Source organism: Nocardiopsis camelliae, from assembly GCF_028993595.1.
Lineage (GTDB): Bacteria > Actinomycetota > Actinomycetes > Streptosporangiales > Streptosporangiaceae > Nocardiopsis > Nocardiopsis dassonvillei.
This window is the reverse complement of record NZ_CP118614.1, coordinates 6,135,412-6,156,049: the sequence shown is the minus strand read 5'-3', so window position 1 is coordinate 6,156,049 and position 20,638 is coordinate 6,135,412. Positions and strand designations below refer to the sequence as shown.

At 73.0% G+C, this 20,638-nt stretch carries 21 protein-coding genes; 11 read left to right on the top strand and 10 right to left on the bottom strand.

Annotation, left to right across the window (positions count from 1 at the left end; genetic code table 11):
• Nucleotides 1-259: 259 nt before the first annotated feature.
• Together PV789_RS26795 and PV789_RS26790 are read left to right on the top strand one after the other, a co-directional pair.
• On the top strand, nt 260-1,105 hold the full coding sequence (locus PV789_RS26795; RefSeq protein ID WP_274975104.1) for a sulfurtransferase: 846 nt from the start codon (nt 260-262) through the stop codon (nt 1,103-1,105).
• Nucleotides 1,102-1,407, top strand: a complete 306-nt coding sequence (locus tag PV789_RS26790; protein WP_017563751.1) for a DUF1416 domain-containing protein — start codon at nt 1,102-1,104, stop codon at nt 1,405-1,407. Before PV789_RS26795 ends, PV789_RS26790 begins: the two co-directional genes overlap by 4 nt.
• Before the next feature lie 122 nt (nt 1,408-1,529).
• On the opposite strand, the gene PV789_RS26785 is transcribed toward PV789_RS26790, so the two are convergent.
• Entirely contained in the window at nt 1,530-1,907 is a 378-nt protein-coding gene (locus PV789_RS26785; protein ID WP_274975103.1) for a hypothetical protein, read from the bottom strand.
• A gap of 303 nt (nt 1,908-2,210) precedes the next feature.
• Nucleotides 2,211-2,432, bottom strand: coding sequence for a hypothetical protein (locus PV789_RS26780; protein ID WP_274975102.1), 222 nt, complete (start codon nt 2,430-2,432; stop codon nt 2,211-2,213).
• Nucleotides 2,433-3,139: 707 nt separating this feature from the next.
• Here PV789_RS26780 and PV789_RS26775 point away from each other — a divergent pair.
• The 4 genes from PV789_RS26775 to PV789_RS26760 all read left to right on the top strand — a co-directional run bounded on the left by PV789_RS26775 (nt 3,140) and on the right by PV789_RS26760 (nt 8,375).
• Nucleotides 3,140-5,284 (top strand): hypothetical protein, encoded by a 2,145-nt coding sequence (locus tag PV789_RS26775; RefSeq protein WP_498048266.1) that lies wholly within the window; start codon nt 3,140-3,142, stop codon nt 5,282-5,284.
• Between the two features lie 90 nt (nt 5,285-5,374).
• Nucleotides 5,375-6,631, top strand: a complete 1,257-nt coding sequence (locus PV789_RS26770; RefSeq protein WP_248772350.1) for a MurT ligase domain-containing protein — start codon at nt 5,375-5,377, stop codon at nt 6,629-6,631.
• Between the two features lie 10 nt (nt 6,632-6,641).
• Complete coding sequence (locus tag PV789_RS26765; protein WP_130395463.1) at nt 6,642-7,352, top strand: type 1 glutamine amidotransferase; 711 nt, start codon at nt 6,642-6,644, stop codon at nt 7,350-7,352.
• Nucleotides 7,353-7,454: 102 nt separating this feature from the next.
• A complete protein-coding gene (locus PV789_RS26760; RefSeq protein WP_274975101.1) occupies nt 7,455-8,375 on the top strand; it encodes an NADP-dependent oxidoreductase in 921 nt (306 codons plus the stop codon).
• A 53-nt stretch (nt 8,376-8,428) separates the two neighbouring features.
• On the opposite strand, the gene PV789_RS26755 is transcribed toward PV789_RS26760, so the two are convergent.
• Nucleotides 8,429-8,836 carry a helix-turn-helix domain-containing protein gene (locus PV789_RS26755; protein ID WP_274975100.1) on the bottom strand — a complete coding sequence of 136 codons (408 nt, stop codon included), beginning with the start codon at nt 8,834-8,836 and terminating at the stop codon, nt 8,429-8,431.
• 247 nt (nt 8,837-9,083) lie between these two features.
• On the opposite strand from PV789_RS26755, the gene PV789_RS26750 reads away from it, so the two are divergent.
• Nucleotides 9,084-9,833 carry a DUF4352 domain-containing protein gene (locus tag PV789_RS26750; RefSeq protein WP_274975099.1) on the top strand — a complete coding sequence of 250 codons (750 nt, stop codon included), beginning with the start codon at nt 9,084-9,086 and terminating at the stop codon, nt 9,831-9,833.
• On the opposite strand, the gene ygfZ is transcribed toward PV789_RS26750, so the two are convergent.
• Together ygfZ and PV789_RS26740 are read right to left on the bottom strand one after the other, a co-directional pair.
• A complete protein-coding gene (gene ygfZ, locus PV789_RS26745; protein ID WP_274975098.1) occupies nt 9,830-10,852 on the bottom strand; it encodes a CAF17-like 4Fe-4S cluster assembly/insertion protein YgfZ in 1,023 nt (340 codons plus the stop codon). The two genes, PV789_RS26750 and ygfZ, sit on opposite strands and share 4 nt — an antisense overlap.
• A 334-nt stretch (nt 10,853-11,186) precedes the next feature.
• On the bottom strand, nt 11,187-11,723 hold the full coding sequence (locus PV789_RS26740; RefSeq protein WP_047868415.1) for a nitrobindin family protein: 537 nt from the start codon (nt 11,721-11,723) through the stop codon (nt 11,187-11,189).
• Between the two features lie 210 nt (nt 11,724-11,933).
• Between PV789_RS26740 and PV789_RS26735 the strand changes: the two genes are divergently transcribed.
• Together PV789_RS26735 and PV789_RS26730 are read left to right on the top strand one after the other, a co-directional pair.
• On the top strand, nt 11,934-12,707 hold the full coding sequence (locus PV789_RS26735; RefSeq protein ID WP_274975097.1) for a GIDE domain-containing protein: 774 nt from the start codon (nt 11,934-11,936) through the stop codon (nt 12,705-12,707).
• A 14-nt stretch (nt 12,708-12,721) separates the two neighbouring features.
• The gene (locus PV789_RS26730) at nt 12,722-13,084 is read left to right on the top strand and encodes a DsrE family protein (protein ID WP_026338071.1); all 363 of its coding nucleotides are present in this window, start codon (nt 12,722-12,724) and stop codon (nt 13,082-13,084) included.
• Nucleotides 13,085-13,412: 328 nt separating this feature from the next.
• Here PV789_RS26730 and PV789_RS26725 read toward each other — a convergent pair whose 3' ends face one another.
• The 5 genes from PV789_RS26725 to PV789_RS26705 all read right to left on the bottom strand — a co-directional run bounded on the left by PV789_RS26725 (nt 13,413) and on the right by PV789_RS26705 (nt 18,274).
• Complete coding sequence (locus PV789_RS26725) at nt 13,413-14,159, bottom strand: phosphoglyceromutase (protein WP_274975096.1); 747 nt, start codon at nt 14,157-14,159, stop codon at nt 13,413-13,415.
• An 81-nt stretch (nt 14,160-14,240) separates the two neighbouring features.
• Nucleotides 14,241-14,786 (bottom strand): type III secretion system chaperone family protein, encoded by a 546-nt coding sequence (locus PV789_RS26720; protein ID WP_274975095.1) that lies wholly within the window; start codon nt 14,784-14,786, stop codon nt 14,241-14,243.
• On the bottom strand, nt 14,777-16,075 hold the full coding sequence (gene mshA, locus PV789_RS26715; RefSeq protein WP_274975094.1) for a D-inositol-3-phosphate glycosyltransferase: 1,299 nt from the start codon (nt 16,073-16,075) through the stop codon (nt 14,777-14,779). Before mshA ends, PV789_RS26720 begins: the two co-directional genes overlap by 10 nt.
• 109 nt (nt 16,076-16,184) lie before the next feature.
• On the bottom strand, nt 16,185-17,171 hold the full coding sequence (locus tag PV789_RS26710) for an alpha/beta hydrolase (protein WP_274975093.1): 987 nt from the start codon (nt 17,169-17,171) through the stop codon (nt 16,185-16,187).
• 119 nt (nt 17,172-17,290) lie between these two features.
• Nucleotides 17,291-18,274, bottom strand: coding sequence for a YbgA family protein (locus tag PV789_RS26705; protein ID WP_274975092.1), 984 nt, complete (start codon nt 18,272-18,274; stop codon nt 17,291-17,293).
• Between the two features lie 93 nt (nt 18,275-18,367).
• Here PV789_RS26705 and PV789_RS26700 point away from each other — a divergent pair, with 93 nt between their 5' ends.
• Both PV789_RS26700 and PV789_RS26695 read left to right on the top strand, forming a co-directional pair.
• Nucleotides 18,368-19,675, top strand: coding sequence for a cryptochrome/photolyase family protein (locus tag PV789_RS26700; RefSeq protein WP_274975091.1), 1,308 nt, complete (start codon nt 18,368-18,370; stop codon nt 19,673-19,675).
• Between the two features lie 597 nt (nt 19,676-20,272).
• Entirely contained in the window at nt 20,273-20,635 is a 363-nt protein-coding gene (locus PV789_RS26695) for a BlaI/MecI/CopY family transcriptional regulator (RefSeq protein WP_013155328.1), read from the top strand.
• Nucleotides 20,636-20,638: the final 3 nt, after the last annotated feature.

The window sequence follows — 20,638 nt, the reverse complement described above, 5'->3', positions numbered from 1 at the left end:
GCCGTGCTCCGTCCTGCGCGGACGCGGTGGCAGGGAGGGTCCGGCACCCGCTTCGCAGCCCGCTGTCCGCGTTCCCCGTACGCCCGGAATCCGCCGTGCCCCGACTTCCCGGAGCGCGTCCGGCGGCCCCGGCCCGCGCCGGAACCGGTAACCGCGCACCGCTTCGCAGACTTTCCGCATCCCCCGCTCCCGGGACGGCAGCCCCCGGGAGCACCGATCCGCACACGCGACACCGCACAAGAAACACAGGAGGTTCCCCATGAGCCGCTCCGACGTCCTCGTGGACGCCGACTGGGTGGAGGCTCACCTGGACGACGCCGACGTGGTCCTGGTCGAGGTCGACGAGGACACGTCCGCGTACGACAAGGGCCACATCCCCGGCGCCGTCAAGATCGACTGGAAGACGGACCTCCAGGACCCCGTCCGCCGCGACTTCGTGGACCGCACCGGTTTCGAGAAGCTGCTGTCCGCCAAGGGCATCGGCAACGACGACCAGGTCATCCTGTACGGCGGCAACAACAACTGGTTCGCCGCCTACGCGTACTGGTACTTCAAGCTCTACGGCCACGCCAACGTCCGCCTGCTGGACGGCGGCCGCAAGAAGTGGGAGCTCGACTCCCGCGAGCTCGTCAAGGACGTCCCCGAGCGGGCCGCCACCCAGTACACCGCCCAGGAGCAGGACGCCTCCATCCGCGCCTTCCGCGACGAGGTCGTGCAGGCCATCGGCACCAAGGACCTGGTCGACGTCCGCTCGCCCGACGAGTTCACCGGCAAGCTGCTGGCTCCCGCGCACCTGCCGCAGGAGACCTCGCAGCGCCCGGGCCACATCCCGACCGCGCGCAACATCCCGTGGGCCAAGACGGCCAACGAGGACGGCACCTTCAAGACCGCCGACGAGCTGCGCGAGCTCTACACCGGCGCGGGCGTGGACCTGGACAAGGACATCATCGCCTACTGCCGGATCGGCGAGCGCTCCTCGCACACCTGGTTCGCCCTGCACGAGATCCTGGGCCTGGAGAACGTCAAGAACTACGACGGCTCGTGGACCGAGTACGGCTCCCTCGTGGGCGTCCCGGTCGAGCTGGGGGAGGCCGAGGCCAAGTGAGCGACAGCTGCGGAGCGCCGGTCGGCGGGGTCGCCCTCGCCGACGTCGACGCCGGGAACCAGGCGGTCATCCAGGGCACGGTCACCCGTGACGGACAGCCGCTGAGCGGGGCCTACGCCCGCCTGCTGAACGACTCCGACGACTTCGTCGGAGAGGTGGCCACCGGCGAGGAGGGCACGTTCCGCTTCTTCGCCGCCGACGGCTCCTGGAAGGTGCGCGTCCTCGCCTCGAAGGGCTTCACCGGCGAGTACACGGTGCAGGCCGAGGTGGGCAAGGTCATCGACCTCCAGGTGCAGGCCTAGACGGCCGGGCCGGGCGACCTCAGGCGTACACGGGGCGCCGGTGCCGACGGGAGACCGTTCGGCACCGGCGCCCCGCGCCGTTGCGGGCCCCGTCCATCTCGGGAATCCGTTCTCCGGGCCCCTCAGCCCGGGGTCCCCTCCCGGTCCTTCTCCGCGAGGGGGAGGTTGAGCTCGACGGCGACGGCGGTGCGCCGCAGGCGCAGGAGGCGGTAGGGCACCACGCCCAGCAGGTAGGGGACGAGCACTACCACAAACAGGGCGAACAGCACGCGCATGGCCACCGGGGCGCCTTCGTCCGACGCCCATCTGAGCATGTTCGGCAACTGGATCGCCATGACCAAGCACAGGGTGACCGTCTCCCACGGGTTCTCCCAGCGCCGGTGTTCGGCGCGCGCCCGGTGGCACACGAGCCGGGCCGTGCGCGGGTCGTCCACCGCGTGCCCCCGCCGCACCGCTCTTTTGACCCTGCGCCGCTGCTCCCGGTCCGCCCTGGACCACATTCCATCCTCCGCGGACGAGGCGGAGGGCGGCCAGAGCGGGCGTCCGTTGCGGCGGCGCCACCGGCGGCTCATGACCGCGGACGCGATCAACATCGCCAGGCCGACGACCATGAGGGCGAGAAGTGCTGCGTACAGGTAGACCTCGGGAATGGGGGGTCACTCCTCGGAAAGGGGGCGTCCTCTCTTCTTCTGTCCCCCTTCCCCTGCCCCCGGGGGAGGCGCTGACACGGCGGTGCCTCGCCACCGGTGCCGGGAGCGGGCGCGCACCGTCCGTGCGACCCTCGGCGCGCGGTCCCGGGACCCTCAGCCGGAGGTCTCCTCCCGGTCCTTCTCCGCGAGGGGGAGGTTGAGCTCGACGGCGACGGCGGTGCGCCGCAGTATCCACAGCCGGTGCAGCTGCACGAAGAGCGCCAGCACCAGGCACAGGGCGGCGATCCCGGGGGCAAAGGGCAGCGTGTTCAGGGCGCTCTGGCCGACCATGAGGCACCCGAGCATCAGCAGGTTGCTCGTTTGGGCTGCCGCCATCCAGGGGTTCTCCACCGCCCGTCGGCGGGTGCGAGCCCGCAGGCACACAGCCGCGGCGGATTCCGGCTCACCCACTGTCTCGCCTCGGCGTATGGCGCGGTCTGCCCGTCGGCGGGCCTGCCGTGACAGCCCACGCACACGAATGCTCTCTGCGTCATCGGTGACGGAGCCGGGCCAGCGGGGGTGACCGCGGCGACGGTTCCATCTGGTCCCCAGATACATACAGCTACACGTGCAGACCAGGAAGAGCAGGACGACGACGAGCATGAGCGTGGACAGCAGCGGTGCGGGAATGGGGGGTCACTCCTCGGAAAGGGGGCGTCCTCTCTTCTTCTGTCCCCCTTCCCCTGCCCCTGGGGGGAGGCGCTGACACGGCGGTGCTTCGCTACCGGCTTCGAAACGGGCGCGGTCCCTGGGAGCGGGAAACGGGACGCGCGGCCCCTCGGCCTCCACGGGGTCCGCGACGCGTTTTCCACAGGTCCGGGGCGGGGCTGGAAAGCGGTGCGCGCTGCTGCTTGACTGAGATCGACGGCCTTCCACCCGCGCCCACCGGCACCCTCCCGTGCCCGTGACCGGTTCCGGCGGGGCCGTGACGAGCGCGGCGGGCGGGTGACGGCATTCCGCCCACACTCCGGCCCGGGCCGGAGCCCCGCGTGACCGAGTCCCCGGCCGCCCCCCGCGACGGCCGGTCAGGAGGTGTTCGGACGGTGCCCAACCCCCGTTCGGGAGGAGCGTCCCGAGGAGAGGCCGGACGTACCTATGTCGGCTGGCGGCACGCCGTGCTCCTGCCGCCTCCCGGACCGGCCCCGCGGCGGCCTACCCCGGCCGACGCCGAGACCGTCAGCGAGGAGTGGATCGCCGCCCAGCGCGACAGCGAGGCCCAGACCAACCGGCCCCTCTACTTCGCCCTGGCCGGACTCCTCCTCCTCACCCTGCTGCTGCCGCTGCTGTGGACCCTGCGCATCCTCCCCGGCAGCTTCGCCCTCGGCGGCGTGTTCGCCTGCGCCGCCATCGCCGCGCCCATCGCCTTCGCCCTCGTGCAGAGCCGCCAGGTCGTCGCCGACCGGCTGCACAGGGCCAGGGAGCGCCTGGCCGCCGAACGCGACGAGCGCGACCGGGTCCTGCGCGAACAACAGCACGAGCACGCCCGCAGGTACACCGAGTGGCAGGCGGCCTCGCGGGCCTACGAGGCGCAGCCGCTCTGGTACGGGGTGACCGTCCCCGCCGACAGGGGCGCCGTGGTCGTGGTGGGCGGGGACGACGCCGGATGGTCGGCGCTGCTGGCCACCGTCGGGGTCTCCCGCCTGCGCGAGGGCGGCGACCTGACCGTGGTCGACCTCACCGGGCACTCCGTGGCCCGCGAACTCGTCCGGCTGGCCCGCCGCTGCGCCGTGGCCCCGCGCCGGTGGGTGCTCCCCGCCGACCTGCCCCGGATGACGCTGGGCACCAATCTGGACGCGGGACAGCGCGCGCGCATCCTCTCCGCGGTCGCGTCGGCCTCCGGCGGCACCGCGGAGGCCGACGCCGACGAGACGCTGCTGCTCCGTCTCCTGGAGGTCCTGGGGCCGCACGCGGGGATCGCCGAACTCATCGGCGGCCTGCGCGCCCTGCTCACCCCAGAGGAGGACGCCGCCGAGGACGACCCCGCGCTCGCCCTGCTCACGCCGGGGCAGCGGGCCCGGGTGCGCGAGCGCTGCGCCGACGGACCGCACATCGGGGAGCGGGCCTGGGAGCTGGAGCGCCGCCTGAGCCCCTTCGAGGCCGTCGGTACCCGGGCGGACGACAACGACTACGCGCAGGTCAAGATCATCTCCACCGACCGGGCCTCCGGTGAGACCGCCGCGCGCGTCTACGGCACCTACGCCGTGTCCGCGCTCAGCGAGCTGCTGGAGGCGCCCGAACCCAGGAACGCCGACGGCAGACGCCCCCGCGTGCGCCCGGACCGCACCCGCACCGTCGTGGTCTGCGGCGCCGAGTCCCTCCCCGAGGGGGAGGTCGACCAGGTCCTCGCCGCGGCGGCCGAGGGCGGGGTGGAGGTCGTCCTGATGTTCCGCACGGCCGCCCCCGCCGCGCTCGCCCGGTTCGCCGACCCCGCCTGCCTGCCGGTGGTGATGCGTCAGAACGGGGAGTCGGCGGAGGCCGTCGAACGCGCCGTGGCCTCGGCGCCCGGTGTCGCCGGGCACGACCCCGGTGGGTTGCGGCTGCACAGCCTCACCGAGGCGGTGGGCGGGGCCGTGGGCGGCGCGGCCACGGGCGAGCCGGAGGACCCCGACGCCGAGGTGGAGGCCGACGACCGGTTCTTCCCCTCCCCGCACACCGAGTCCGGCGCGGTGATCCGCAACGCCGCGGCGGCGATCGCGCCCCTGGACCTCGTCCGCCATGTGAGATCCGCCACCGCATGGGGGCGGGCCACCCTCCAGGAGGCCGGAACCGGCGGGACCGCCGCCACCGGGGACGACGGTGCGGCCCCCGGACGCCCCTGCGGTCTGGACGCCGATTCGCTGCGCGGGCTCCCCGCCACGGCCGCCGTGGTCCTGACCGCCGACGGTCCCGTGCTGGCCGACACCAACCCGGGTATCCTCACCCTGTCCACAGCCACACTCGCCACGGTGGACGACTCCCGGAACACCGGCGACGCACCGGGCGTTGGAGGCGATGGCGCCGTGGCCGCGAGGGGGCGCGGTACCGGAGGCGGCCGACCCCGGGGCCCGGCCGCGGACCCCCACGCCCCGACCGACACACCCGACGGCACCGCCGCCGCGGACGGCTCCCCAGCGCCGACGGGGGCCGTGGACGACGGGGTGCCGCCCAACCTGGGGCCGCCGCCCGAGAGGTTGGACTGGCGGGTCTGACCCCGGGTGGACACTAGGCTTGGCCCGACACACCGCCCGCCGCCTCCCAGGAGCGAACGGCGCGGGCGGTCAGCACTTACTGGAGAGTAGATGAGCGAGCTTCCCCTGCGCGCCCAACTGGCATCGGTTCTGGGAAGGAGCGCGGCCAGCCTGTCCCGTGCCACCGGACGCGGAGACGGCTCCGTCATCGGCGGCCGGGTGGCGCTCAAGGTCGAACCCGACCTGCTCGCCAAGCTCGCCCGGGGCCGCAGGCTCGCCCTGGTCAGCGCCACCAACGGCAAGACCACCACCACCAGGCTCATCTCGCACGCCCTGCGCGAGTTCGGCGACGTGGCCACCAACGAGCACGGCGCGAACATGCCCACCGGGCACATCACGGCGCTGTCGAACAACCAGTCCGCCGTCAACGGCGTGCTGGAGGTGGACGAGAAGTACCTCCCGCAGGTGCTGCTCGCCACGCAGCCCGCTTTCGTGGTGCTGATGAACCTCAGCCGCGACCAGATGGACCGCGCCTCCGAGATCAACCTGCTCGCCAAGAAGTGGCGCATCGCGCTGGGCAAGAGCAACGCCCACGTCATCGCCAACGCCGACGACCCGCTCGTGGCCTGGGCGGGTCTGGGCGCGCCCAACGCCACCTGGGTGTCCGCGGGACAGCGCTGGAAGGAGGACTCCTGGTGCTGCCCCGAGTGCGGCGGCCACCTCAAGCGCGACGTGGACCCGCACTGGGCCTGCCCCGAGTGCGGACTGGCCCGCCCCGCGACCACCTGGGCGGTGGACAACGCCACCGACTCCCTCCTCACCCCCGAGGGCCAGAGCATCAGGCTGCGGCTGAACCTGCCCGGTGACGCCAACCGCTCCAACGCCGCGATCGCCGCGGCCACCGCCGCCGGGTACGGCATCCACCCCGAGCGCACCGTGGAGCGGCTGCGCGAGATCACCTCCGTCGCGGGCCGCTACACCTCCGTGGTGACCATGGGCGTCGAGGTGCGGCTGCTGCTCTCCAAGAACCCCGCCGGGTGGCTGGAGTCCTTCGCGGTCCTCGACCCGCCCCACACCCCGGTGATCCTCTCGGTCAACGCGCAGGTCCCCGACGGCAAGGACACCTCCTGGCTGTGGGACGTGGACTACACCGTCCTGCGCGGGCGCCGCGTGTTCGTCATGGGCGAGCGCCGCACCGACCTCGCGCTGCGCCTGGAGACCGACGGCGTGCGGTTCGAGGTGGCCGACCGGGTCGACGAGGTCCTGGGCCGGATCAAGGCCGACCAGCCCGGCATCACCAAGGTCGACCTCATCGCCAACTACACCGCCTTCCAGCAGATCCGCACGGCGTACGGCCGCGTCCAGTAGGGAGAAACCCATGACGAACACCAGCGCCCTGCGGATCGTGTGGATCTACCCCGACCTGCTGAGCACCTACGGTGACCAGGGCAACGTCCTGATCCTCAAGCGCCGCGCCGAACTGCGCGGCATCCCCACCGAGATCGTGCACGTCCACTCCAGCGACTCCGTCCCCGAGCAGGGCGACATCTACCTGCTCGGCGGCGGCGAGGACCGGCCCCAGATCCTGGCCGCCGAGCGCCTGCGCGCCGACGGCGGCCTGGCCCGCGCCGCCGCCCGCGGCGCCTGCGTCTTCGCGGTGTGCGCCGGGTACCAGATCATCGGCGAGACCTACGGCGACGACGAGGCCAACCCGCTCCCCGGCGTGGGCATCCTCGACATCCGCAGCGGCCGCGGCCAGAGCCGCGCGGTCGGCGAGATCGTCGCGGACGTGGACCCGGCCCTGGGCGTGGGCCGGATCACCGGCTTCGAGAACCACCAGGGCCGCACGGCCATCGGCCCCTCGGCCCGGCCGCTGTCCACCACGGTGCGCGGCATCGGCAACGACGACCGCACCGAGGGCGCCTACCAGGGCCAGGTGCTGGGCACCTACCTGCACGGCCCGGCCCTGCCGCGCAATCCGCAACTGGCCGACCTCCTGCTGCGCTGGCGCGTGGGCCAGGTGGCCCCGCTCGCCCCCTCCTGGGGGGAGCGCCTGCACGACGAGCGCCTCGCCGCCGCGATGCGCTGACACCGCGCCCCGGAGGGCCCGACGGGCGCGTCTTGCGTCCCGTCGGGCCCTTCGTGTTCCTGCCCACGGAATGAACTCCGGGACGCGACCGCTGTTGTGTGCATGAAGGCAATCGCACTACAGCAGTACGGATCGGCCGACGACCTCGCCCTGGTGGACCTTCCCGACCCGAAGGTCGCCCCGAGCGAGGTCCTCATCCGGGTACGGGCCGCGGGGGTCAACCCCGTGGACTGGAAGCTCGCGGCGGGCGGCCTGGACGCCCTCTTCGAGACGGACTTCCCGCTCATCCCCGGCTGGGACGTCGCCGGTGTCGTCGAGGCGGTCGGACCCGACGCGCACGAGTACCAGGTCGGTGACGAGGTCTACGGCTACGCCCGCAAGGACTGGGCCAAGAACGGCACCTACGCCGAGTTGGTGTCGGCCAGCGTGCGCATGCTCGCGCCCAAGCCGCAGTCGCTGAGCTGGCAGGAGAGCGCCGGTGTCCCGCTGGCGGGCCTCACCGCCCTGCAGTCCGTCGAACGGGCGGGGATCGGCTCCGGTGACACGGTGCTCATCCACGCCGCGGCGGGCGGCGTCGGAGCGTTCGGCGTCCAGATCGCCGTCGCCCGCGGCGCACGCGTCATCGGTACGGCCAGCGAGCGCAACCACGACTTCCTGCGCTCCCTGGGCGCCGAGCCCGTGGTCTACGGGGACGGCCTGGTCGACCGCGTCCGGGCACTGGCCCCGAACGGCGTCGACGCGGTGCTCGACTTCGTCGGCGGGGGAGTGGCCGAGGAGCCGGTGCAGCTGACGGGCGGCCCCACGCGGATCGTGTCCATCGCGGACCCGAACGTCCAGGAGCTGGGCGGACACTGGCTGTGGGTGCGCCCGGACTCCGAGGACCTCGCCGAGCTGGCGCGCCTGGCCGACGACGGCAAGCTCACCGTGCACGTGGACCGCGAGTTCCCGCTGGCCGAGGCGGCCGAGGCCTGGCGTCTGAGCCAGGCCGGACGTACCCGGGGAAAGATCGTCCTCACCGTCTGACCAGACCCGGACCCGTCCGACGGGCCCGGCCGCACCGGCCGGGCCCGTCGTTCTCACGCGGCGTCTCGCTCGCCCGCGGAGGTGTCGACATCCTCCCCGGTTCCAGTCGCGGCAGCGGCGTCGCTTCCGGGGATGTCGAGCGTGACGCTCAGCGGACCCTGGTCGACCCTCAGGTGCAGTTCGCCGCCGATGGCGCTGATGTAGGACCGCAGGAGTTCCAGGCTGTCGATCCGGCCGTGTTCGATCTGGGAGATCCGCGCCTGGCTCACCCCCATGATCTGGGCGACCTCCTTCTGGGTCCTCCCGCTCTCCTTGCGCAGGGAGGAGAGCGCATAACCCTGACGCTCGGCTTCGATCCGGGCGGTTTCCGCATCGGCGATCTCCTGTGCCTCCTCGGAGGTAAGCCAGGGGTTGAGCTTTTCAGCCTCTGCCTGGATCTCCCGCCAGCTCCGCGCTTTCATTCCCGTATGTCCTCTCACCACGGCAGGGCATCGAACGGCATCACACCGGAGTGGAGCTGCCGATTGATCCGAGGCGTCACCTTTCGATCACCCCCAGTATCAGGTGTTCCATTCCAGAGAGTACGGGACTCACCACAAGCGGTACGGGGAGTCGGAACTGGATCGGCCGATGACAGGGACCGGCCGTCAATCAGATCCAGCATGACCAGGGAGAAGGCGTCTCGGGGCGGAATGAACCGCGGGTGCCGTGCGTCACACCAGCATGGGCAACAGAGGCCGTCACCCACCACCGTCCAGAGGGCCCGGCGCCGTCGTACGGGCCCTGGCCGCACCCGTCGCCGTCCTCCTGGCCGGAGCCGGGTGCGTGGCCACCGTGGTCTCGCTGGAGCGCGCCCCGCTCCCCGAGGCCCGGCTGGTCCTGGAACAGTCGGAACCGGAGCCCGGCACCGCCCAGGAGCCCGCCACACCGGGCCCCTCCGTGCCGGACCCCGGTCCACCGGACCCCACCGCACCCGAACCGGCCCCACCGGATCCCACCGCGCCGGAACCGAGCCCCGAGCAGGAGGAGCCGCCCGGGGGCGGGGCGGAGCCCGATCCGCAGCCGGTGCCGCCGGAGTCCTACAACGGGGCCTCCGCCGTCTTCGACACCTTCCTGGTGGAGGTGGAGACGGCCTACACCGACACCAGCGTCACCGACGGGATGGGGTCGTCCGCCGTCGCGCCCCCGGACTCCGAGTACCACGTCTACCGGCTCGACGTCACGAACCAGGGCTCCTCGCCCGCGGTCTTCGACAGCTACGGGACCATCGGCGTGACCACCGAGGGTTTGGAGTACGCCAACGACGTCGACGCCGAGATCGTCGTGGCGTGGGACTACTTCTGGGACGAGATCAACCCCGGGGAGAGCGTCACCACCCACATCCTGTTCCTGGCGCCGACCGGGACCGAGTTCGCCGAGGTCCACATCGGCGGACGTAGTCTCCTCGAACCGAATTAACGCGGACGGCGGCGCAGCTCGATCTTGGCGTTGGCGCCCGTGTCCGGGTCCACCACGACCTCCTGGCCGGCGGCGATGCCGTCCACCACCAGGTCGGCGTCGGTGGGGGCCGCGCGCTTGACCACGCCCAGGGCGATCGGCCCCAGCTCGTGGTGGCGGGCCGACGTGCCCACCCGGCCCACGGAACGCCCGTCCAGCTCGATGGCGGCCCCCACCTGCGGCAGGCGCTCGGCGGTGCCGTCCAGGTGCAGCATGACCAGGCGGCGCGGCGGACGACCCAGGTTGTGCACCCGCGCCACCGTCTCCTGGCCCGGGTAGCAGCCCTTCTCCAGGTGCACCGCGCGGCCCACCCAGTCCACCTCGTGCGGGATGGTGCGGTCGTCGGTGTCCAGCCCCGCGCGCACCCGGTGCTCCGCGATCCGGTTCGCCTCGTAGGCCCACATGCCCGCCGGGCGCGCCCCGGCCGCCGTGAGCGCCTCCGCGGCCTCCGCGAGCCGTTCGGCGGGCACGAACAGGTCGGTCTCGCCCTCGGCCGCGCGCACGGGCACGTCACCGAGCGACGCGGCCTCCACGACCTTGGCGCGGTCCGGGCCGAGCACGCTCAGCACCGCGCGGGAACCGCTCAGGTCCTCCACCTCGACGCGCAGCATGAACCGCATCGAGTCGAGGAACCCCGCCAGCTCCGCGCCGCCCTCCGGCTCGGTGTGGATCCAGGTGGCCTCGCCGTCGTCCATCAGCGACAGGTGGTGCCGCAGGTGCCCCTTGGTGTCCAGGACCAGCGCCTCGGTGGCGGTGCCCGGAGCCAGGCCCCGGGTCAGCTGGCTGGTGAGGTCGTTGAGCCAGCCCAGGCGGTCGGGGCCGGTCACCCGCACCACACCCCGGTTGCTCCGGTCGACCCACGCGCTCGAACGTTCGACGGCGCGCCCCTCGTGCGCGGGGTCGCCGTAGTGCGCGGCGACTCCGGCGTCGGGGGACTCGGCGCTCACGGCGCCCGGTGTGCTCAGCAGCGGCGAAGTCATACCAGCGAGACTAGTCGGCCCGCCAAGGGAGCGGAAACGCCGTCCCCACCTGCGGTTTCGCGCACAGAAAAAACATTTGCCCCGCCCTTGGGACGGGACGTAGTGTCGGAGGCACGCAAGAAAGGAGGTGGTCCAAGAGATGGTTGATCTTAGGACTGGCGAGGTGGCCGTCCGCTAGGACGACGCTCGCGTTCGCGCGACGTCGTTCGCAGCGAATCCCAGACGGACACCCGGACCCCGGGCTGCCGGAACTCGTCCGACCGGCCCCGCCCCAGCGGCGGGAGCAGCCCGGGGTCTGTCCATGCCCGGACCGGCCCCGGCCACTCGGCCCCGACTACTTCGAGCCGACCCTCTTGAGCTGCGCCGACATGTACGAGCGCAGGCCGTGGCCGCGCGCGGCCAGGTCCCAGGCGTACCCCAGCGTCTCCCGGTTGTCCCCGAACAGGCCGTACAGCCGGTGCGAGGCGGTCGCGTCGATCCCGGTCTCGGTGTGCACCACCGCGTCGGTGGACATCTCCACCCGGTTCGCGAACACGTTGCCCAGGTACACCTCGTTGAAGCCCTCGGGGTGCGCGATCAGCACCTCCAGGTGCACGACGGGCTCACCCTCCTCGGGCTCCGCGCCCGTCTCGGGCCGCACCCGCCAGTAGCCCGACTCCTCGGTGACCAGCTCACCTCGGGTGCCCTCCGGGTTCATCCGCCAGGCCCTGCTCGTGAAGGTCAGGTAGGGCAGGCCCGCGTTGTGCGCGAACTCGATCTCCTGGCCGAACTGGAACTCCTCCACGTCGGCGTAGCCGGCGACGCCCACGCCCTCCCAACGGCCGAGCAGGAAGGACAGTTTCGCCAGATCGGGGTGTACCTCAGCGTCCATATCCCCTGAGCGTAGCGGCGGCTGGAGGCGGCGGTGACCGCTGACGGCGCACCGTGGCCTGCGCCACTCCCCGGCCCCGGTCTGGACATGCCCAATTGGCCCCGCTTTCCCGGAGAGCTGGTAAAGATTGTCAGCAGCGCGGTGCGGCCACGGGGCGTGTTCTGCCGACCGCGCCCAAGACCTCCGACGTGTTCTCCAAAGGGGCGGCCTGTGTTACTGGTGATCGGTTCGGCGCTGCTCGTGGCCGCGGTGGTCCTCCTCCCCCTGACCGTGATCGCCCTGCGGCGCTGGCTGCGACAGCGGGGGCTGGCCCAGCTGCGCCCGGGCGTGCTGGCGGCCAGGGAGGGGCAGCGCGTCACGCTCACCGGTGCCGCCGCTCCCGGTCCCGACGGGCCCATCTCCTCCGGCCTGGCCGGTGCCGAGTGCGTCTGGCACGGCCACGAGGTGCTGCGCCACTACTGGCCGCTCAACCGCGAACCGTCCGAGGGTGCGGTCCGGGAGCGGGCCTGCGACTCCATCGCCGACTACGGTTCCGAGGACCTGTTCGGCATCGTCGCCGAGGGCCGCCCCGGCGACGGCGACCGGATCTTCGTCGACCCGGGCGACACCGAGCCGCGCGGCGCCGAGCTGTGCCTCAAACGCGTGGTGGGGCGCCCCCAGCCGGGTGTGGCCTCGCCCGCCGACGACCTGCTGCCCCGCGTGCGCGGCCGCATCTCGGGCGTCTTCCGGGGCGAGACCATCGAGTTCGAGTACCGCGAGTGGGTGATCCGGCCGGGCGCCCGCATCCGCGTCACGGGCCTGGTCCAGGTGCGCGAGGGCCGTGTGGTCCTGGCCGCCCCCGAGGACGGGACGCTCGGCATCGAGCACGGTGTGGACGATCAGCCGGTGCGGGTCTCCCCGCGCCGTACCGAGGCCCTGGCGCTCACCATCGCCCTCGCGGTCTGCTCGATCGCGGGCGCCGTGCTGACCGCCGCCGCGCTCTGAGTAGGCTGGCGGGCATGTCTCGTTCCTTGGTGATCAAGGTCACCGCCGGTGAGGACGACCCCGAGCGGTGCAACCAGGCGTTCACGGTGGCCGCCGCCGCCCTGGCCAGCGGCGTCGGGGTCTCCCTCTGGCTGACCGGTGAGTCGGCGTGGTTCGCTGTCCCCGGCCGTGCCGAGCGGTTCTCCCTCCCACACGCCGCCCCCCTCAAGGACCTGCTCGACGCGGTGCTCGCCGCGGGCCGGGTCACGGTGTGCACCCAGTGCGCCGCCCGACGCGACCTGACCGGGGACGACCTGATCCGGGGCGTGCGCATCGCCGGGGCTCCGTCCTTCGTCGAGGAGGCCGTACAGGACGGCGCGCAGGCCCTCGTCTACTGAGGCGGGGCGCGTTGTCCACAGGCCGCGAACGGCTCTGGCGCGCCCCCTCCCGGCGGACTTAGCGTGGTAAAGGGGGAGGCCGCTCCTCCGCCCGCACAGCCATGCCCTCACACCGCCCACGCCTCACGCGGCCCCCGACCGCGCCCCGCACGGCACTCGCCCACGCCCCGCGCGATTCCCGACGGCGCCCCACGCGGCCCCCGACAGCGCCCCACACGGCCCTCGTCCGCTGCCCACGCGGCACCCGCCCACGCTCCGCCCGGCCCCCGACAGCACAGTGCCCGCACCGCCAAGGGCGGCGCGGGCACGGCGACGGATCGGGCGGGTGTTACTTCTTGCCCTGGTTGGCGACGGCCTCGATGGCGGACTTGGCCGCCTCCGGGTCGAGGTAGGTGCCGCCGGGGTTGGTCGGCTTGAACTGGTCGTCCAGGTCGTAGCGCAGCGGGATGCCCGTCGGGATGTTCAGCCCGGCGATGTCGGCGTCGCTGACGCCGTCCAGGTGCTTGACCAGCGCGCGCAGCGAGTTGCCGTGCGCGACGACCAGCACGGTCTTGTCCGCGGCCAGGTCCGGCACGATCGAGTCGTACCAGTACGGCAGGGCGCGCTCCAGCACGTCCTTGAGGCACTCGGTGCGCGGCAGCAGCTCCGGCGGCAGCTCGCCGTAGCGGGCGTCACCGGCCTGCGAGTAGGTGTCGTCGTCCGCGATGGGCGGCGGCGGGGTGTCGTAGGAGCGGCGCCAGATCATGAACTGCTCTTCGCCGTACTCGTCGCGCGTCTGCGCCTTGTCCTTGCCCTGCAGGGCGCCGTAGTGGCGCTCGTTGAGGCGCCAGGTGCGCTCGACCGGCAGCCAGTGCAGGTCGGCGGCGTCCAGGGCGAGATTCGCGGTGCGGATCGCGCGCTTGAGCAGGGAGGTGTAGACCACGTCCGGCCGTACGCCGGCCTCCTTGAGCAGCTCGCCGCCCCTGCGGGCCTCCTCCTCGCCCGTCGCGGACAGGTCCACGTCCACCCAGCCGGTGAACAGACCCTTCGCGTTCCAGACGCTCTCACCGTGTCGCAGCAGTACCAGAGTTCCCATGGGGGCAAGCCTAGCCACCCGGGTGCCGCGCTCGGGCGTCCGCCCGCCCGCTTGCGGGGAAGCGGACGCGGCCTCGGCGCCCTACCCCTCGTCCCGGGCCTCGACCAGGTGCGCGAACGCCCGCAGGTTGCGCATGTCGTGGCCGCGCTCGGCGCGCCAGCGCCACTCCTTGCGGATGGCCGACGCGAACCCGCGCTCCAGCGCGCCGTTGAAGTTCTCGTCCGAGTAGGTGAGCACGCACCCCAGCAGCCGGTCGACCTCGTCGGAGGTGACGCCCTCCAGCGGCAGGCGGCCGCGGATGTAGACGTCGCCGACCTCGTCCGCGACGAAGGCCATCCCGTACATGTCGGCGCTGCGGCGCATCAGCCACAGGTAGAAGTCGGCGTGGTTCTCGTCGGGCTGACGGCAGAAGAACGACGTCAGGGTGAGGCTGTGCGGCCCCACCTCCAGCCACACCAGGGTCTTGAGCTTGGCCTTCCCCGGCAGGGTGACCAGGAACGACCCCTCGCGGGGGCGCTCCACCTCCAGTTCGGCCTCCGCCACGGCCGAGGAGATCGCCTCGGCCGCGGCGTTGCGGGCAGCGTCCCTGTCCACCTGGTACTTCGCCTCCTCCTCGGTCACCGGCACGCCGCCAGGGGCAGCGCCCGGGGGGCGGTGCTCGCCCGGTACACGTCCAGCAGTTCGTCGACGGTCCGCGACCAGCCCAGGGTGGCCGCGTGCGCGGGTGCCGCCGTCGCCAGCTTGGCACGCCACGCCGGTTCGGAGATCATCCGGTGCAGCTCGGCCGCGTAGTCGTCCGGGTTGTGCCCCCGCACCAGGACACCGGACACCCCGTCGGCCACGGCCGTGGTCAGGCCGCCCACGCGCGCGGCCAGGACCGGGGTGCCACACGCCTGCGACTCCACCGCCACCAGGCCGAACGACTCCGAGTAGGACGGCACCACGGTCACCGCGGCCGCGCGGTAGTAGTCGGCCAGCCGCTCACGGGTCTGCGGCGGTTCGATCCGCACCACGTCCGCCACGCCCAGGGAGCGGGCCAGGTCGGTGAGCAGCCCGGGCTCGCGCATCCCGCCGCCCGACAGGCCGCCGACCACGCCCACCACCAGGCGCGAACGCAGTGAGGGGTCGCGCTCCAGCAGCGCGGCGGCGGCCCGGATGAGCACGTCGGGGGCCTTCAACCGCTGTACGCGCCCCACGAATAGCAGGAGTTCGGTGCCCGCGGGCAGCCCGATCCGCGCCAGGGCGTCCCGGCGCGAACCGGGGCTGAACACCTCCAGGTCCACACCCGGGGGGATGACGCTGATCTGGCCGTCGCGGGCGCCGTAGTGCTCCCGGAGCTGGCGGGCCTCGTCGTCGGTGTTGGCGATGAGCCGGTCGGCCTGGCGGACCAGCTGGTCCTCCCCGCGCAGCCGGGCCTCGGGCTCGGGCGCGTCGCCGTCGGCCAGGGAGGCGTTCTTCACCCTGGCCATGGTGTGCATGGACTGCACCAGGGGCACGCCCCAGCGTCGGGCGGCCACCACACCGGCCTGGCCGGACAGCCAGTAGTGCCCGTGCACGAGGTCGTAGTGGTCGGGCTCGTTCTGCGCCTCGGCCCGCAGCATCCCGAAGATGAACGGACACAGGTGCTCGGCGAGGGTGTTCTTGTCCAGGTGGCCGTAGGGCCCGGCGGGCACGTGCCGCACGTTCACGCCCGGGGCGAGCTCCACCACCGGCGGGAGGTCGGCCCGGGTCGCGCGGGTGAACACGTCCACGGCCACGCCCCGTTCGGCCATGCGCCGGGCCACCTCGACCACGTACACGTTCATGCCTCCGGCGTCTCCGGTGCCGGGCTGGTCGAGCGGGGAGGTGTGCAGACTGACGGTCGCGACCCGGGACGGGACCGCCGTCTGCTCTCCCGCGGGAACGATTCCAGACACCGGAGGTCCCTTCAGGTCGTGTGCGCAGCCGCTGTCGTCAACAGCGACGAAGGTACACACTGTTCCCGGACGGTCCGTCCGAGGGGGCCGGGTGTGCACACCGCGTGACCTAAGGCGAGGAGCTCCAGCCCGAGACCAGGAAGTCGACGGCGTCGGCGAAGGAGCTCTTCCAGGTCGTGAAGTCGTGGCCCCCGTGCGGGTGGAGCGTGGCGACTGTCATACCGCGGTCGGTGAGCAGGTCGGCGAAGCGCTCGGCCTCCCCGTGGATGCTGCCCCGCTGGAGCGGCGTGTGGTCCTCGGTGCCCTCCACCAGCATGAACCTGAGGTCGCGCACCTCCTGCGAATCGAGCAGCCGGTCGGGGGAGTGCGGCTCGGTGTCGCCGCCGAAGACACCGTAGGGGTCGTCCACGCGGAAGTACCCGGCCCAGGACACCACCTGGGTGTAGAGGTCGGGGTTGCGCAGCGCCAGCGCCGCCGCCCCGTACCCGCCCATGGAGAACCCGCCGACGGCGCGCAGCGCGCGGGGGCGCGTGTGCTCGCCCTCGACGGCCTCCACGGCCGCGCCGGTGACGAAGCTCTCCAGCGCGAACCCCCCGTCGGCGGCGTCGCCCCACTCGGTGGTGGCGCCCCCGCTCTCCTGGCCGTAGGGGGCGGCGATGACGAACTCGATCCCCGAGCGGCACATCTGCCGGTCCAGGAGCGCGCCGATCTCCTCGTCCATGAGCGTTTCGTGGGTGGAGGCCGATCCGTGCAGCAGGTAGAGCACGGGCAGGTCAGCGCTGTCGGGACCCGAGGGGCGCCGGACCCACAGGGGGCGGCCGCCCTCGGGGGCGCCGGTGTCGGGCAGGGTGACCACCTGGTCCCTGCCGGGTGCGGCGCAGGACGGGACCTGTCCGGGGCGCGGCAGGAGGGCGGTGGGCGCCTGGATCGGGGAGAGCAGCGTCCGGCTGTGGGTCAACCGGGGCTCGGGGCCGGGGTCGGGTTCGAGCCGCTCCGCCAGCTCCTCGGGCGGGACCGTGGCGAGCGTGGCGGCTGCCGTGGCCACCACGCAGGAGGAGACGAGCACGAAGACCCGCCGGAAGAAGGACGCGAACACACCGAAACCTCAGGGTCGGGTCAGCGGCACCCTGTCGGGGGACCGGAGGAATATCACTGAGTGTAACCGGTCGTGTGTCTTGGGTCGCAACTCGGGGGGAATCGCCCCTCTCTCCGTGATCAGACCGTGACGGCATGCCGCAGTCGGAGGTCGTCCGGGTACGGGCGCAGGTAGGTCTGGTCGCGGGCCCACTCCACGTCCTCCGCCGCGCAGTGGTGGCGCAGCAGCGCCACCGGGACGCTCAGCGGCACCTGCTCCCGCCGATAGTCCTCGATCGCCCCCAGCAGGTCGTGTCTGCGGGCGTCGTCCAGCAGCGAGCTCAGCATCCCGAAGGCGTGCTGGAGGGCGTTGACGTGCTTGCCCCGGCTCGGCCGCACGGCCATCGCCCGGTGGAAGGCGTCGGTGTAGGCCGCCCGGACCTCCTCGGGGTCGTCGGCTCCGGCGCGGGCCACGATCCTGCCCGTCTCCCGGTAGCCCTCAGGGGAGTGCGACATCAGCTGGAGCTTCTGGCGGCTGTGGAACGCCACCAGGTCGCGCGGACGCCAGTCCGACTCCCACAGGTGGCGCAGCCGCGCGTGCGCGAAGACGCGCTGGGCGAACAACTCGCGCAGCACGGGGTCCATCAGACGGCCCTGCTCCTCCACCGGAAGGGAGGGCAGCAGCTCCGTGAGCCGCTGGGCGAAGGCGCCGCGGCCCTTGCCGTCCACCCGGCCGCCGCCCTGGTCGAACACGGGCAGGGCGAACAGGCCGCAGCTGGGCGACTTGTTCTTGAGCACGTACCCGTCCAGGTTGCGCAGCTGGGCCAGGTGGTGGTCTGCGACCTCGGCCAGCTCATCGGTGCGGTCGGCGCCGTCCGCGCTGGAGACCACCCGGTCCAGCCCCTCCCGGCGCTGCAGGCGCAGGGTGGGGCGCGGGACGCCCAGGCCGATCTCCGCCTCCGGGCAGACCGGCAGCCAGTCCACGTGCCGGTCGAGCTCGTCGGTGAGGAAACGCGAACGGGAGTGCCCGCCGTTGTAGCGGACCGGAGCGCCGAGCAGGCAGCTGGACACCCCGACCCTGGGGCGGACCGGAGTGTCGGGCAGCGTAGGAAGCCGTGTGGTCATGCGACCTTCCTACCCGGTCAGCGCCCTGAGCACCGGCTTTTCCCCGAAGGATCTAGAGTGTTCAGGCGAACACGTCCAGTGAAGGAGTGCCGCTTGGCGCCCGCCACCATCGTCCTGTTCACACAGGACCTCCGCGTCCACGACCACCCCGCCCTGGCCGCCGCGGTCGAGCGCCCCGGCCCGACCCTGCCGGTCTTCGTGCTCGACCCCGCGGTGGTCGGCCGGTCCGCCCGCAACCGCGCCGCCCTGCTCGCCGACGCCCTCGCCGACCTGCGGGCCGCACTGCGCGAGCGCGGCGCCGACCTGGTCCTCCTGCGGGGCGACACCGTCCGGGAGGTAGCCGCCCTGGCCCGGGTCGGAGGGGCCGACACCGTCCACGTCACCGACGGCGTCAGCTCCCTGGCCGCGCGGCGCGCGCGACGCCTGCGCGCGACCGGCCTGACCGTGCGCGCCTTCCCGGGGCTCACCGTGGTCCCGCCGGGGGAGGTCACCCCGGCGGGCGGCGACCACTACAAGGTGTTCACGCCCTACTGGAAGGCCTGGGAGGCCGCCGCGTGGCGCGACCCGGTCGCGCCGCCGGACCGTGTGGTCCTGCCCGACGGGATTCGGCCAGGGGAGCTGTCCGGACGCGGGTCGGACGGTCTGGGCGCGCTCGCCGAGGACCTGCCGAGGGGAGGGGAGCGCGCGGCCCGCGAGCGCCTGGACACCTGGCTGTCGTCCGGGCTGGAGGCCTACCCCGACCGGCACGACGACCTGCCGGGCGCGGCCACCTCCCACCTGTCCGCCGACCTGCGCCTGGGCTGCCTCTCGCCGCTGGAGGCCGCCCTGGCCGCCTCGCCCCTGGCAGGAGGAGAGGCGTTCGTCCGCCAGCTCGCCTGGCGCGACTTCCACCACCAGGTCACCGCGGCCTTCCCCGCGATGAACGTCCGCGACTACCGGCCCCGGGACAGGAAATGGCGCGAGGACCCCGACGCCCTCGACGCCTGGAAGCGGGGGCGGACCGGCGTCCCGGTCGTGGACGCCGGGATGCGCCAACTGCTGCGCGAGGGGTTCATGCACAACCGGGCGCGCATGATCACCGCGGCGTTCCTCACCCGGGCCCTGCGCGTGCACTGGCGCGAGGGCGCCGACCACTTCCACGCCCACCTCGTAGACGGGGACGTGGCCAACAACTACGGCAACTGGCAGTGGGTCGCGGGCACCGGCAACGACACCCGACCCAACAGGGCGTTCAACCCGCTGCGCCAGGCCCGCAGGTTCGACCCCGAAGGCGTGTACGTCCGCCGCTACCTGCCCGAACTGGCCGAACTCCCGGGCAGGCGCGCGCACACGCCCTGGCGGGAGGAGCACCCGCCCTCCGGTTACCCGGCGCCGATCGCCGACCCCGGCCACTGGGGCTGACCCGCCGCCGGACCCGGCCGGGTCCGGCGTCCCGTGCCGGCGCCCGCGGGACCGGCACGGAGCGGGGGCGCGTGTCCGCGGGGCCGCCCGGCAGGGTGCCGCCGCCCGCGTGCGGAGGGCCGTCCCGCCGACGCGCCGCAGCCCGCGCGGCCGCGGGTCAGCTGGGGTCGAAGGCCCGGAGGAAGGCCTGGTGTGCCACGTCGTCGAACAGCACCAGGCGGATCTCCGGCACGCGCAGGTGCGCCGAGTGCAGGGCCCAGGCGGCGATGCGCGCCGCGTCCTCGACCGGCCACCGCGTCCCGCCGGATGGGCCGCCGGTTCGCCGGAACCCGGGTGCGCGGGCGCGTGACCGTCGCCTCCGCCCCGTTCGGCGGGCGGTGCCCGGTCCCGGTTCGGGCGGGTGCGCGGGCGCGTGACCGAGCTCGCGCCGGTCTCGGGAGCGGCCCTGCGAGGCCGTCGCCGAAGGCGCCCGGGGGCGGGTACGGGGGAGGCCGATCCCACCCCGTTCCGGGACCTGTATCCCTTGCCCCGTAGGAGATGAGGATTTAACCTGGGGGTACGACAAGCAGTAGTACGACCCCAAGTAGAATCGCTGGTATGAATCGGCTTGGCGAACTTGAGCGCGCGGTGATGGATGTACTGTGGTCACGGAACGAACCAATGACGGTTCGTGAGGTCGGCAAGGCCCTGGCCGAGCGCGACCTCGCACACACGACTGTCATGACCGTGCTCGACAGGCTCGCCAAGAAGAAGGTCGTCACCCGGGCACGTGAGGGTCGTGCGTGGCGTTACCGCCCGGCAGCCAGCCGTGAGGCATACGTCTCCGAGTTGATGTTCGACGCTCTCGGACAGACCGGGGACCGCGACGCCGCCCTGGCCGCCTTCGTCCAGTCCATGGACGGCGAGCAGGCTGAAGCGCTTCGGCGCGCACTCGCGGAAACCGAGCAGCCAAGGAACTAGTCC